The organism is Streptomyces sp. NPDC005805 (assembly GCF_040630445.1).
GTDB lineage: Bacteria > Actinomycetota > Actinomycetes > Streptomycetales > Streptomycetaceae > Streptomyces.
On sequence record NZ_JBEXXN010000033.1, the window covers coordinates 1 to 14,248 of the forward strand.

Here is a 14,248-nt window from a genome sequence, read left to right on the forward strand (position 1 = left end):
GCCCGGCACGATCGTGCCGGGCCCTCGGTATGGGCGGGGGGTCCCGCCGCTCAGCCGCCCGTCAGGGGCCGGGAGTGCGGCGGACGCCGGCTCCCGGTCGGCGTCACCGGGGAGCGCTCCGAGCGCACCGCGTGCGGCCGGGCCGAGTGCGTGCTCGTCCGCGTCGTACCGCCGCCGGCCCGGGGCCCGCCCGCCACCGCGACGTGCTCCGGTGCGGGGCCGCCCTCCGGCTGCGGCATCCGGTCCAGCTGCGGCACCAGCCCGGGGCGCGGGCCGCCCGCCGCGACCGGCCGGGACGGCGTGAGGGTGCCACGGGCCCGCCAGCGGTCCCGCAGCCCCAGGACCCACGCCTCGGTGCGCCCGATCAGCGGCTCGCACCAGGGCAGGCCCAGCAGGATCAGCAGCCCCGCCGCCCAGCCGAGGAGCACATCGCTCAGCCAGTGCGTGCCGATGTAGACGGTGGTGAGGCCGACCCCCAGGGACACCACGGCCGACAGGGCCGACAGATAGCGGCGGGCCCTCGGCGTGGTGGCCAGGTAGGCCAGAATGCCCCAGGTCACCACGGCGTTGGCGGTATGTCCGGAAGGAAATATATCGCCGCCCGCGAAGAGCTCGGCCGAGCCGATCTCCGTCGCGTAGTGGGGGCCGAGGCGGCCCAGTCCGAGCTTGACCGCGCCCACCGTGACGTTCAGCAGCAGCAGGGCCGCGCCGAGCGCCAGCAGGGGCCTGAGCGTGTGCTGGCGCCAGGAGCGCCAGCCCAGCCACGCCGCGACCATCACGGCCGTGGGACCGCGCTGGCCGAGCACCACGAAGTAGTCGAGAAACGCGTGCGGTTCGGGCCACTGCTCGTACGGCCGGAAGAGCATCAGCTTCCAGTCGAGGGTCACGAGCCAGGTCGACGCCAGCACGGCGACGACGATGGCCGCGTAGAACGCGGACGTCCCGCCGAAGAGGGCGAGACGTGTGCGGCTCATCCGCGGGATCTCTATCTTCGGCGGTTCCGGCTCCCGGTCCAGCCGGGCAAAGATGTCGGTACGCACCCAATCGACGTTACAGCGAGTGAGTGTGTGGTCCGGTCGATCCACTCCATTCGTGATGCCTATGTGATGTGGAGTTGGTCTCAGGTCCACATGAATTCCCGGCCCGCCGGGAAAACGGCGAGGCGGGTGTCCCTATTCACCGCACGGGGGCTCCGGCCGCGATTTCCGGGGGCCGCCGGGAAATGGTTCACCGGCCTCCCGTGCGGAATTCGTGTGCCGTTCAGCCGCCCCGCGCCGGCCGCCGGGCCGCCCGGGGAGTGGCGTACGCCACACCGGGGCCCGTGGCACGGTGAGAGATCGACCACGCGCACCAGGCGGGAACTCGCGTACGCTGACGGCTCACTCGCCCGTCGATGCCGGGTGGCCAGGGGATTCCCCAGCAGTGCGTCCCGGGCCGGTCCGCCGAGCGCGAGGAATCTACGGGAGGTTCGTACATGTCCGTGACGACCACGGCCGGGGCACGCCTGCGCGCCGCCGGCGGCGGTGCCAACCGCTGGGTCGTCCTCTTCGTCCTCTGCGTCAGCCTGCTCCTGGTCGCCCTCGACGCGACCGTGCTGCATGTCGCGGTGCCCGCCGTCACGGAGGACCTGCGCCCCAGCGGCGTCCAGCTGCTGTGGATCGTGGACGCCTATCCGCTGGTCTGCGCCTCGCTGCTGATCATGTTCGGCACGCTGGGCGACAAGGTCGGCCGCCGCAGACTCCTGCTCATCGGCTACGCGGTCTTCGGCGTCGCCTCCGCGTTCGCCGCGTTCGCGCCCGGACCCGAGGTGCTGATCGCCGCACGCGCCCTGCTCGGCCTGGGCGGCGCGATGATCATGCCCGCCACCCTGTCGATCCTGCGGGACGTCTTCCCCGACCGGCGCGAGCGCGCCACCGCCATCGGCATCTGGACCGCCGTGGCCGCCGTCGGCGCGGCGACCGGCCCGGTCCTCGGCGGCTTCCTCGTCGAGCACTTCTGGTGGGGCTCGGTCTTCCTGATCAACATCCCGCTGATGGCGCTGGTGCTCCCCGTCGGCCGGTGGCTGCTCCCGGAGTCGCGCGGCGGGACGGACGGCCCCTGGGACGTGCTCGGCGCGCTGATGGCCGCGGGCGGCGTCCTCGGCCTGGTGCTCGGCGTCAAGCGCCTCGGCGCGGGCGCCGGACTCCTCGACATGCGGGCCACCGGGCCGCTCCTCCTCGGGGCGCTGCTGCTGGTCCTCTTCGTCCGGCGGCAGAAGCGGCGGCCGCATCCGCTGATCGACATGCGCCTGTTCTCCCGGGCCGCCTTCTCGACCTCCGTCGGCTGCATCGTCCTCGCGATGCTCGCCCTGGTCGGCCTGGAACTCATCGCCGTCCAGTACCTCCAGCTCATCCTGGGGCTCAGTCCGCTGGAGACCGGGCTGCGGCTGCTGCCCCTCACCTTCGCCGCGATGGCCGCCGGTGCGACCGGTTCGTACACCCTGCGCCGGATCGGGCCGCGCCGGATGGTCGGCTGGGGCTTCGTCCTCACGGCCTGCGCCGTGCTGCTGCTGGTCCTGATGGGCCAGCACGACCGGCCGCTGCTGCTCACCACCGGCTTCGTGCTCCTCGGCTTCGGCCTCCAGACCACCCTCTTCGCGGCCTACGAGTCGATGCTCAGCGAGGCCCCGCCGGAGCAGGCGGGCGGCGCGGCGGCGATCGGCGAGACCTCGTACCAACTCGGCGCGGGCATGGGCATCGCACTCCTCGGCAGCGTGATGAACGCGGCCTACGGACCGTCCGTCGCCTCCCTGACCGGGGTGCCGTCCGCGGCCGCCTCGGCGGCGGCGAACTCGCTGGGCGAGGCGTACCAGGAGGCGGAACGGCTCGGTGGCGCGGCGGGCGAACTGCTGCGTACGACCGCCCGGCACTCCTTCGTGGACGGACTCCACCTGACCCTGGTCGTCAGCGCGGGTCTGCTGCTGCTCGGCGCGCTGGCGGCGGTGCGGCTGCCGCGCCGGATGGAGTCGGTGGCGGTGTGCGCGGCGGCGGAGGCGTCGGCGCCGGGTGCGCCGGCCGCCGCCGGGACGGCGACCGGGCCGGCCCCGGAGGGCGCCGCGGGGAAGGCCGTACGCGTCCCGCCCGCCCGGGAGTCCGCTGCCCCGCACCGGCCGGGCGGCCCCGGCACCGGGCAACCGGCCCCCGTCCCGGCCGCGGACCGCGTCGCCCCGGACCGCGCCGTTTCGGAACGCGTCTCCCCGGAACCCGTCGTCCCCGGCGTCCGCAAGCCGGACGAGGCGCCGGTCCCGACCCGGTCCCGCGCATGACCCGGCGCCGGGCCCCGCGCGGCGCCCGGCCCGGTCTGGACGCGCGGCACACTGAGCCGTAACGTCGAGTGCCGTAACTAGCACTGCTAGTTTTCGTCCGTCAGAGCTGCCGGAGGCCCCTCACCATGTCCGCACCCTCGAAGCCCCCGTCCTTCGACCCCGCCGACCCGCTGGGCATCGACGATCTGCTCGCCCCCGAGGACCTCGCCGTCCGGGACACCGTGCGCGCCTGGGCCGCCGACCGGGTCCTGCCGCACATCGCCGAGTGGTACGAGAAGGGCGAGCTGCCCGGCATCCGCGAACTGGCGCGCGAGCTCGGCTCGATCGGGGCGCTCGGGATGTCGCTGGAGGGGTACGGCTGTGCGGGCGCCACCGCCGTCCAGTACGGGCTGGCCTGCCTGGAGCTGGAGGCCGCCGACTCCGGTATCCGCTCCCTGGTCTCCGTGCAGGGCTCCCTCGCCATGTACGCGATCAACCGCTTCGGTTCCGAGGAGCAGAAGCAGCGCTGGCTGCCCGGTATGGCCGCGGGCGAGCTGATCGGCTGCTTCGGCCTCACCGAGCCCGACCACGGCTCCGACCCGGCCGGGATGCGCACCCACGCCAAGCGCGAGGGCTCCGACTGGGTGCTGACCGGCCGCAAGATGTGGATCACCAACGGTTCGGTCGCCGCCGTGGCCGTCGTCTGGGCCCAGACCGACGACGGCATCCGCGGCTTCCTCGTACCGACCGACACCCCCGGCTTCTCCGCCCCGGAGATCCGGCACAAGTGGTCGCTGCGCGCCTCGGTCACCAGCGAACTGGTCATGGACGGCGTCCGGCTGCCCGAGGACGCGGTGCTGCCGGAGGTCCGCGGTCTGCGCGGCCCGCTGAGCTGCCTCAACCACGCCCGCTACGGCATCGTCTGGGGGGCGATGGGCGCCGCGCGCGCCAGCTTCGAGTCCGCTCTCGACTACGCCCGCACCCGCGAGCAGTTCGACCGCCCCATCGGCGGCTTCCAGCTCACCCAGGCGAAGCTGGCCGACATGGCCGTCGAGCTGCACAAGGGGATTCTGCTCGCCCACCACCTGGGCAGGCGCATGGACGCCGGACGGCTCCGCCCCGAGCAGGTCAGCTTCGGCAAGCTGAACAACGTGCGCGAGGCCATCGAGATCTGCCGCACCTCGCGGACGATCCTGGGGGCGAACGGGATCTCGCTGGAGTACCCGGTGATGCGGCACGCCACCAACCTGGAGTCGGTACTCACCTACGAGGGCACCGTGGAGATGCACCAGTTGGTGCTGGGCAAGGCGCTCACCGGCCTGGACGCCTTCCGCTGACCGCGCTTGCCGGACGGGCGGGGCCCGGCCGGGCCTCCGCGCCCCTCGGGCCGGCTCCCCGAAGACGCGGGGGCCGGCGGGGCGCCCTGCTCAGCTCTGGTTGAAGAAACCGTCCTGCGAACGGCCCGCCGGGTCGCCCGTGACGATCTGCGTGTCCGCCGGGGTCAGCAGGAACACCCGCTGCGCCACCCGCTCGATCGAGCCGCGCAGACCGAAGGCGAGACCGGCGGCGAAGTCCACGACCCGCTTGGCGTCGCCGGCCTCCATCGCCGTCAGGTTCACGATGACGGGGACGCCGTCACGGAACAGCTCGCCGATGCCGCGGGCGTCGCGGAAACCGTCCGGGGAGACCGTCGCGATCCGGCGGCCCTCCTCCGCGGCGGACTCGGAGGCCACGCGCACACGGGGGTCGGTGACCCACGCGTCACCGTTGTCCGCACCCTCGGTGTACTCGTCGTCGTAGTAACGCCCGTCGTTGTCCTCGACGAGTCCCAGCCAGGCGCTCGCCTTGCGTACCGAACCCATGGACGCCTCCTTCCGCTGCTGCAGTGGTCCCACTGCGGTCTCTGTCGTATCCGCACCCCTATGGTCGTCCATAATGCGGATCGCGCGCCAAGTGGATAGTCGCCGCGCAGGAGATTCGTGACGGTACTGGTGCAGAAGATGTGGCGATTCGTCAAGGTTCTTCCTGTGTACGGGGCATGAGGGGATCAAAATATAAAAGTCGGACCAGACGGGTGAGGCCGGGGGCGTACGGGTGAACGGGCACGTCGATACGATGCCCCCGATCTGTCGAACGACTCACGGGGGGCCGACTTGTTCGGAATCGTCAGGCCGTGCGCGCACCGGCTCGGTGACCGCCTGAAGACCGAGTGGATGGCGCATTTGTGCGGGCTCTGTCTGGCGTTGCGCGCCGACCACGGACAGTTCGCCCGTATCGTGACGAACTATGACGGCCTGATCGTCTCGGTTCTGACGGAGGCTCAGACCGCACGCGCCCCCGGGCAGCGGCGCACCGCCGGCCCCTGCCCGCTGCGGGCCATGCGCACCGCGCCCGTCGCCACCGGCGAGGGCGCCCGCCTCGCCGCCGCCGTCTCCCTGGTCCTCGCCTCCGCCAAGGTGCGCGACCACGTGGCCGACGGGGACGGGATGTTGGCCCGCCGGCCGGTCGCCGCGGCGGCCCGCCGGGTCGCGGCCGGCTGGGACCGGGCCGGCGCCCGCTCCGGCGCCGCCCTCGGCTTCGACACCGCCGTCCTCGTCGACGCCGTCGACCGGCAGGGTGGCATCGAGGCGCTCGCGGGCCCCGGCACCCCGCTGCTCGCCGTCACCGAGCCGACCGAGACGGCCACCGCGGCCGCCTTCGCGCACACCGCCCGTCTCGCCGGGCGCCCCGAGAACGCGGCGCCCCTCGCGGAGGCCGGCCGCCTCTTCGGCCGCCTCGCGCATCTGCTGGACGCCGTGGAGGACAAGGAGGCTGACGCCGCGTCGGGTGCCTGGAACCCGCTCGCCGCGACGGGTACCTCCCTCACCGAGGCACGCCGCCTCGCCGACGACGCCCTGCACGGCATACGCCTGGCCCTGCGCGACGCCGACTTCGCCGACGACCGGCTCGTGCACGTCCTCCTCGCGCACGAACTGCGCACCTCGGTGGACCGGGCCTTCGGCACGACGACCTGCTCCCACCAGCCGGGGCCGTACGCGCCCGGCAACCCCTACGCGCCCGGCGGACCGGGCGGCCCCGGCGGGCCGCTGCCCCCGGAGCCCCCGCGCCGCGATCGGCGCGGGCTGATCGCGGGCTGCCTGGTGTGGGCCGGACTCGCCTGCACCTGCCAGATGTGCTGCGGCACCTTCGAGGACCCGTGGAGCGGGCAGCGCCGCGAAGGGCTCTGCAACAGCTGCGACTGCGGTAGCTGCTGCGACTGCTGCTCCTGCTGCGGGGACGGCTGCTCCTGCTGTGAGGGCTGCGACTGCTGCGACTGCTGAGGTGGCGCGGGGGCGGCGAGATCCGGGACGACCCGGTCAAGGGCGGCCTCGACGAGGTCGTGGACCGGGTCGTCCCGCTGCTCCAGGAACGCGGGGTGTTCCGCACCCGGTGCGAGGGTACGACCCTGCGCTCGCACCTGGCGGGTGAACGGCGCCTGGCCGGCTGACCGTTGGGGCGGCGGGACGGTTCGGCAACGCCTTCCGGCACACCTGCACACATCTGCACATCGGGCCCCCGTCCGGCCCCCCGGGCGGGGGCCCTGCCGTGTGCCGGGGGCGTTTACCCCGAGGCCGTGCGGGGGTCCGGCAGGCGGCCGGACCGCCCCGTGAACCTGTGAAGGCGCTGTGAACGGGGGCGCGTTGTCGTGTGCGCGTCCGCTGCTCGGCCTTGTGTGCGACTGCGACGCGTCGGAATAGTGGACCGCGTCATCCTCCGTGACGGGACACCCCACTTGTCCTGCCACGGCCCCCCACAGGAGGTCACTTTGAAGCACCGTCGCATACCCAGGAGAAAAGCTGCCGTCGCGGGCGGCGCCGTCGTCGCCCTGGTCGCCGCGGGCGCCACGTTCCAGTCTGCGAACGCCAGTGACAACACCGAGCAGTTCAGCGTCAAGTCCCTCTCGGCCCCGGCGGCCACCTCGCTCGCCGTCTCCCTGACGGCGGACCTCGGCGCGGACGGGGCCGGTGCCTACTACGACACCAAGGCGAAGGCCCTCGTCGTCAACGTCGTCTCCGAGGACGCGGCCAAGACCGTGCGCGAGGCGGGCGGCAAGGCGCGCGTCGTCCAGAACACCCTGAAGGAGCTGACCGGCGCCCGGCAGACCCTGACGGAGAAGGCGACCATCCCCGGCACCTCCTGGGCCACCGACCCGGTCACCAACAAGGTCGTCGTGACCGCCGACCGCACGGTCAAGGGCGCCGACTGGGCCAAGCTCCAGGACGTGGTGAAGGGCCTCGGCGCCAAGGCCGAGCTCAAGAAGACCGCGGGCGAGTTCAAGCCGTTCGTCTCCGGCGGCGACGCGATCCACTCCGGCGGCGGCCGCTGCTCCCTCGGCTTCAACGTGGTCAAGGACGGCGCCCCGCACTTCGTCACCGCCGGCCACTGCGGTGCGTCGGGCAGCTCCTGGTCCGACTCCGCCGGCGGCTCCGCGATCGGCACGATGGTCGACTCGAAGTTCCCGGGCGACGACTACGCGCTGGTCAAGTACGACGGCGACGCCGAGGCCCCGAGCGAGGTCAACCTCTACAACGGCAGCGCCCAGGCCATCACCAAGGCCGGCGACGCCACGGTGGGCATGCAGGTCCAGCGCAGCGGCTCCACCACCCAGGTCCACGACGGCGAGGTCACCGGGCTCGACGCGACGGTGAACTACGGCAACGGCGACATCGTCGAGGGCCTCATCCAGACCAACGTCTGCGCCGAGCCCGGCGACAGCGGTGGCTCCCTCTTCGCCGGTGACACGGCGATCGGCCTCACCTCCGGCGGCAGCGGCAACTGCTCCTCCGGCGGCGAGACCTTCTTCCAGCCGGTGACGGAGGCGCTGTCGGCGTACGGCGCGACGATCGGCTGACGTCACCCGCACCACCCGGCACCACGTGCACGTGCGCCACGCGCAGGGGCCGTCCTCATCCTTGAGGGCGGCCCCCGCCGCGTGTCACCGCAGACCCGCGGTGCTGGCCGGGCGTACCGCGCCCGGTCCGAAGCGGGCGCGGGCCCGGTCGGCCGCGGCTTCGATGCGGCGGGTCCTGTCGTCGTCGGGGCCGAGGGCCAGCTGCCGGGGCGCCGACGCGGCGTCGCCGAGTCCGTCCGCGCGCAGGGCGAGGGAGCGGACCCGGGCCCGTTGCAGACCCAGGGACCAGTGCAGTGCGTGGGCGGCGGCGCGCAGTTGAGGGCTGTGCGCGGTGGACTCGGGCAGGGTGCGGCTGCGGGTGATCGACGAGGACCCGGCGCGGTCGGCGTACCGGACGGTCAGGGTCAGCGAGCGGCAGGCCTGCCGCTCGTCGCGGAGCCGGGTGCCGAGCTGTTCGGCGAGGTGGGTCAGGGCGGCGCGCTGCCGGAAGGCGTCGAGTTCGTCGCGGACGAAGCGGTGCTCGGCGCCGACCGTGCGGGGCGGGGCGCCCGCGGTGACCCGGCCGGGATCGACGCCGGCCGCGCGCTCGCGGAGCGTCCGTCCGGCCGCCGCGCCCAGGATGCGCTGGAGCGTGAGCAGCGGGGTGGCGGCGATCCGGTCCGCGGTGTGCAGGCCGTACGAGGCCAGGGTGCGGGCGGTGCCCGGGCCCACGCCGGGCAGGGCCGCGGCGGGCAGTCCGGTGAGGAACCGGGTGATGGCCTCGGGGTCGTCGGGGACGCCGCGGACGGTGCCGGGCTCCCCGCGGTGCGCGGCGAGCCGGGCGAGCAGCGGGTTGGGGCCGATGCCGACCGTCGCGTCGAGGTCGAAGACCGCGGCCGCGCGCATCCGGATCAGGCCCGCGAGCCCCGTGGCGTCCCGGCCGAAGTACCGGGTGCTCCCGGACACGTCGGCGAGCGCCGCGTCGGGCGGCAGGGCCTGTACGACGGGCGTGAACTCGCCGAGCAGGCCGATGAGCCCGCGGTATGCGGCGTCGGGCAGCGGGCCGCCGAAGTGGACGTAGAGGATCATCGCCGCTCACCCCGCGCTTCCGGGACTCGCATGGTGGAACGTCCTTCCGTCGAGGGTGGTCAGGGCGGTGGGGGAGCCGGGCGGTTGCAGATCGGCCCAGGGGTGCAGGGCGTAGCCGGTGGGCTGGGTGATGGTGCGGCGTGGTGCCGGCCTGCGCGGGGTGGGCGAGGGGCGGGTGAGGTGGTCGGCGACGGCGGCGGGGCCGCCCTCGCGGTACAGGTCGATCAGCTCGGTCAGGTTCCAGGCGGCGGTGCCGGTGATACTGAACGCGCGCGGCGGGCGCCGGGCCAGCGTGCCGCGTACGAGAAGCAGGCTGCTGTGGAAGACCGTATGGGCGCAGCGTGCGTGGCTGTCCTCGAAGAACGCCAGGTCGGACAGACCGGTGGGGTCGTCGAGGGTGGCGAAGACGACGCGCTTGCCGGAGCGGATCGGCGGGGTCTGGGTGGCGACCTTCACGCCCGCGACGAGCACGGTGGTGCCGTGCCGGAGCCCCGGCAGATCGGCGGCGGGCGTCGCGCCGATGTCGGTGAGCAGGGCGCGGTGCTCCTCCAGGATGTGGCGGGAGACGTCCATGCCGAGCACGTCCAGTTCGGCGGCGAGCTGTTCGGAGCCGGACATGACCGGGAGGCCCGCGGCCGGGCCGGTGGTGTCACCCGGGCCGGTGGCGTCGTCCCGGCCGGTGGGGGTGTCGTCGTCCTCCCGCATGGGGAGCCGGCCCGCGGTCGGGCCGCCGCCCCTGCCACGTCCGGAACGGTGCAACTCGGCGACCTTCAGGAGGAGTTCGCGTCGCGCACCGAAGGAGTCCATCGCCCCGACCTGCGCCAGGCGTTCGGCCAGGGGGCGGCTGGGCCGGGCACGCTCCCAGAAGTCCTCGACCGAGGTGTAGGGCTGCCCGGCCGTGATGCGTCCGCTCTCGGCCTCGGTGATGCCGCGCACCTGGGAGAGACCGATCCGCACCCCCCATTTACCGGACACCAGTTCGATTGTGTGGGCGGCCCGGGAGCGGTTGACGTCGGGCAGCAGGAGCGGCACCCCGTGACGCCGGGCGTCCGCGGCCAGGACCCGCTTGTGGTACATCCCCGGGTCGTGCGTGAGCAGCCCCGCGAGCAGGGCCGCCATCCGGTGGGCCTTGAGCCAGCTCGACTGGTAGGCGGGCTGCGCGAAGGCCGCGGCGTGCGCCTTGGCGAAACCGAAACTGCCGAAGTTCTCCAGGGTCCCCCACACGTCCCGTACGACCTGGACCGAGTAGCCGCGCTCGCGGGCCCGGCCGGCGAACCAGGCGCGGACCCGGCCCTGCCGCTCGGGGACGGACAGGGCGCGGCGGGCCTCGTCCGCCGTACCCGGGTCGCAGCCGGTCAGCTTCACCATGATCGCGATCACCTGCTCGTGGTAGACCACCTGCCCCCCGGTCTCCGCCAGGATCGGCTTCAGGTCGTGGTGCGCGTAGGAGGTCTCCTTCCGGCTGTCCCGGGCCCTGATCAGCGGATTCACCATGTCGGCCGCGACCGGCCCGGGCCGGAACAGGCTGATGTCGAGCGTCAGGTCGTCGAACGACCGCGGCCGCAGGTTCCGTACCAGCTCCCGCTGGCCCGGACTCTCCAGCTGGAAGGTGCCCAGGGTGTCCCCGGAGGAGATCAGGTCGTACGTGGCGGGGTCGTCCGGCGGCACCTGCGCGGGATCGTCCAGGTCGAGGGGCTCGCCGGTGACGCGTTCGATCTCGGCGGCCGCGTGCGCGAGCGCCGACTGCATCCGTACGCCGATGACATCGATCTTCGGATGCCCGGTGTCCTCGATGTCCTCCTTGTCGAACTGGGACATGGCGATGTTCTCGACGGTGGTCGGCGCCAGCGGGGTGCGCCGTACCAGCGCCGCGTCGGAGACGAGCAGCCCGCACGGGTGCATCGCCGCCTCGAACGGCAGCTCGTCGAGCGCCTCCACCAGCTCCCACAGCCGGCCGTGGTCCTCGGCGGCGACCTCGCGCAGCTCCGGCAGCTCGGCGAGCGCGGCCCGCACGTCCTTGGCCCGGATGTGTGGGAACGCCTTGCCCAGTCGGGCCGCCCGGTCCGGGGCCATACCGCGGGCCCGGGCCACGACCTCGATCGCCCCGCGCGCCCGGTACGTCTTGTAGACGGCCAGCGTCGCCACCCGGTCGGACCCGAACCGCTCCCGTACCGCCCGGTAGACCTCCAGGCGGCGGGCCGACTCGACGTCCAGGTCGATGTCCGGCAGGGCGGAGCGGTGCTCGGACAGGAAGCGCTCCATCACCAGGCCGTGCGCCACCGGGTCGACCGGGCTGATCCCCAGCAGATGCGTGACCAGCGAGCCCACGCCCGAGCCGCGCCCGGACACGCGGACGCCGAGCCGCCGGGCCTGCGCGGCGACCTCGGCGACGGTCAGGAAGTACCCGGCGAAGCCGTGCCCGGCGATGATCCGCAACTCGTTCTCCAGCCGGTCCCAGCGCTCCCCGTCCCGGTGGTAGGCGCGGCTCAGCATGCCCGCCGCGCACCGGTCCGCGAGCACCCGGTCCGCCGTCCCGGCACTCGCGCCCACGAGCTCGGGCTCCGGAAGGTTCAGCCGGCCGAGCCCGAACGCGTCGCCCGGATCGACCGCGCACGCCTCGGCCGTCTCCTCGGTCGCCGCGAGCAGCCGCCGCGCGTCCCCGGCCCGGCCGCCCGTGGCCTCCGCGATCCGCCCGGCGATCCGCTCCATCTCCCCGGCGTCCTTCAGCCACCGCTGCCCGCTGTCGAGCCGGGACGCGTCACGGGCGTCGATCGGCGCCAGGAGGCGGGCGGAGTCCAGGATGTCGGCGACCTCGCCCTGATGGGGGTCGGCGTAGCGCACGGCGTTGCTCAGCACCGTCGCCACCTGCTGCTCGGCGGCGAAGCCCGCGAGCCGGGCGGCGAGCCGCAGGGACCCCGGCCCGGTGCCGGGCCGCCCGTGCCAGGACGTCTCGACGCGCAACGACCGGCCGAACCGTTCGCGCCAGGGGCCGAGCAGTACGGCGGCCCGGTCCGGCCGCCCCGACACCAGCGCCTGCCCCACCTCGGAGTCCGCCCCGAGGAGGACGAACAGCTCGTCCTCCGGGCAGGACAGGTCCTCCCAGGTGACGCCCTGGTCCGACGCGGCCGACACCAGACGGCACAGCTCGGCCCAGCCGCGGGCGGTCCGGGCCAGGAACACCGCGCGCTGCGGTGCCTCCAGGACGAACGCACCGCCCCGGGAGGGGGTGGTCCGCTGCCGATTCGCCGGAGCCGGTCCGGCCGCGGGCGCACCGGGCACCGCCAGGTCGGTGCCGAACAGCGGCCGGACCCCGGCCTCCGCGCACGCCTTGGCGAAGCGCACCGCGCCCGCGAGCGAGTCCCGGTCGGTCAGCGCCAGGGCGTCGAGCCCGCGCTCCGCGGCCCGCTCGGCCAGGGCGTGGGGGTGGCTGGCCCCGTACCGCAGCGAGTAGCCGCTCGCCGCACGGAGGTGCGTAAACGACATGCACACCTCCTGTTGCCCATGGCCCCCCTTTCCGTTGCTTGTGGCGTTTCCTCCGATTCATCACGACCGGGGGGAGTGCCTCCACTCTCATGTTCGCATATTAGTTCGAATCAAGGGCGGGCGGGAAAGCGTCACAGCGCGGCTGCTCACCGGTTCGCCCCCGGGTACGTATCTGCTCGTTCCGCTTGCCGCCGTCCCACCGCCCCGACGATGCTGCACGGATGGCGATTCATCCCACAGCGGCCGCATTACCCGATCTCGTCGCGGAACTCGCCGCTGTTCGCACCCACGGCCTGCTGGGGCTGCGCAGACTCGACATCCCCGTACTGCGCGCGGCGTCGGCCCTCCGCACGGGCTGCGGCCCCGGGGAGGCGAGCCCGGGAGCGGTCGAGTCCCTGCTGCGGGAGGCCGTGGGGACGCTGGGCGGAGGCGATCTCCAGGCAGCGGCCGAGCACACCTTCGGGCTGATCCAGGGGACCAGGGAGCGCCCCGCACAGGACCGGCGCCGACGGGCGGCCGAGGTGTTCCGGGTGAGCACCGACCGCTTCCGCAAGCACCACGAGAAGCTCGTGGTCGCCGAGACCGCGGAGGCGGTACTGGCGCTGTGCGCCCACCCCGGCCCCGCGCCGGTGCCGCCGCCGGCTCAGCCCGGCACGGCCTGCCGGGACGCCGTGCCCGCGGCACGGCGGGCGGGCGCGGTCCCGGCGCCCGCCCGTGACGCCGCGGACAACCCGGCGGACGACCTCGCAGACGGTGGCGGCGGCCGGGAAGTGCCCCTGGGCCCGGTGGACATGGACCTCGTGCTCGCCGGTGAACCGGTCCGCATCACCGTGCACATCGGCGCCATCGAGTTCATCACGGGTGTCGACGTCCTGGTCTCCTCGGAGAACGTCTACCTGGAGATGTCCCGGACCTACCGCCTCACGACCTCCGGAGCCCTGCGCCGGGCCGCGGCCCGCAAGAACAGGTCGGGAGGAATCCTCGACGACGTCCTCGCCCGCGAACTCCGCGACTGGATGACGGAGTTCGCCTCCCCCGGCCTCCCCGTCGCGCCGGGCACCGTCGCGGCCACCGGCCCGGGGGAGCTGGCCCGCCACGGCGTGCGGCGGATCTACCACGCGGCCGTCGTCACCCCCAGGGCGGACGGCGGATACGAGACCACCCCCGTCGTGATCACCAAGTCGGTGGTGAACGTCTTCGAGGAGGCGGCCGGGGAGCAGAACCGCTTCGAACCGCCGCTCGCCTCGGTCTGCCTGCCGCTGCTGGGCGCGGGACGGGGCGGACTCGACCCGGTCGCCAGTCTCCGGGCGGTGCTCACCGGCATCGGCCGGGCCCGGACGCTGGGCCCCCGCCGGGAAGTCCACCTCGTGGTGCGGCGGCCGGAGGTGGCCGCCCGTGTACTCGACGCCCTCGCGGACCACCGGGCGCCGGCCGCCGGCTGACCCCGTGGACCGCCCGCCCCGAAGACGCCCGGGACCGGCCCGGCGGCCGCCCGGTGCGCACCCCGGACCCGAACGGCCGCC

Annotated in this window: 9 protein-coding genes; 5 read left to right on the plus strand and 4 right to left on the minus strand. The window is 74.0% G+C overall.

The annotated features are described in order from the left end of the window. Window positions 1-50: 50 nt before the first annotated feature. On the minus strand, window positions 51-1,040 hold the full coding sequence (locus ABZ457_RS19100) for a phosphatase PAP2 family protein (RefSeq protein WP_359158743.1): 990 nt from the start codon (window positions 1,038-1,040) through the stop codon (window positions 51-53). Window positions 1,041-1,474: 434 nt separating this feature from the next. Between ABZ457_RS19100 and ABZ457_RS19105 the strand changes: the two genes are divergently transcribed. Further along, on the plus strand, window positions 1,475-3,304 hold the full coding sequence (locus tag ABZ457_RS19105; RefSeq protein WP_359158744.1) for an MFS transporter: 1,830 nt from the start codon (window positions 1,475-1,477) through the stop codon (window positions 3,302-3,304). A 125-nt stretch (window positions 3,305-3,429) separates the two neighbouring features. Next, window positions 3,430-4,620, plus strand: a complete 1,191-nt coding sequence (locus ABZ457_RS19110) for an acyl-CoA dehydrogenase family protein (protein WP_359158745.1) — start codon at window positions 3,430-3,432, stop codon at window positions 4,618-4,620. A 90-nt stretch (window positions 4,621-4,710) separates the two neighbouring features. On the opposite strand, the gene ABZ457_RS19115 is transcribed toward ABZ457_RS19110, so the two are convergent. Further along, complete coding sequence (locus tag ABZ457_RS19115; RefSeq protein ID WP_018849105.1) at window positions 4,711-5,145, minus strand: cell division protein SepF; 435 nt, start codon at window positions 5,143-5,145, stop codon at window positions 4,711-4,713. Window positions 5,146-5,436: 291 nt separating this feature from the next. Between ABZ457_RS19115 and ABZ457_RS19120 the strand changes: the two genes are divergently transcribed. Continuing rightward, complete coding sequence (locus tag ABZ457_RS19120; RefSeq protein WP_359158746.1) at window positions 5,437-6,603, plus strand: DUF5685 family protein; 1,167 nt, start codon at window positions 5,437-5,439, stop codon at window positions 6,601-6,603. Between the two features lie 485 nt (window positions 6,604-7,088). Next, complete coding sequence (locus ABZ457_RS19125) at window positions 7,089-8,174, plus strand: S1 family peptidase (RefSeq protein WP_359158747.1); 1,086 nt, start codon at window positions 7,089-7,091, stop codon at window positions 8,172-8,174. Window positions 8,175-8,258: 84 nt separating this feature from the next. Here ABZ457_RS19125 and ABZ457_RS19130 read toward each other — a convergent pair whose 3' ends face one another. Beyond that, complete coding sequence (locus ABZ457_RS19130) at window positions 8,259-9,242, minus strand: hypothetical protein (RefSeq protein ID WP_359158748.1); 984 nt, start codon at window positions 9,240-9,242, stop codon at window positions 8,259-8,261. A 6-nt stretch (window positions 9,243-9,248) separates the two neighbouring features. Next, window positions 9,249-12,725 (minus strand): DNA polymerase III subunit alpha, encoded by a 3,477-nt coding sequence (gene dnaE / locus ABZ457_RS19135; RefSeq protein ID WP_359158749.1) that lies wholly within the window; start codon window positions 12,723-12,725, stop codon window positions 9,249-9,251. Window positions 12,726-12,946: 221 nt separating this feature from the next. Between dnaE and ABZ457_RS19140 the strand changes: the two genes are divergently transcribed. Then, complete coding sequence (locus tag ABZ457_RS19140; protein ID WP_359158750.1) at window positions 12,947-14,167, plus strand: hypothetical protein; 1,221 nt, start codon at window positions 12,947-12,949, stop codon at window positions 14,165-14,167. The last annotated feature ends 81 nt before the right edge of the window (window positions 14,168-14,248 follow it).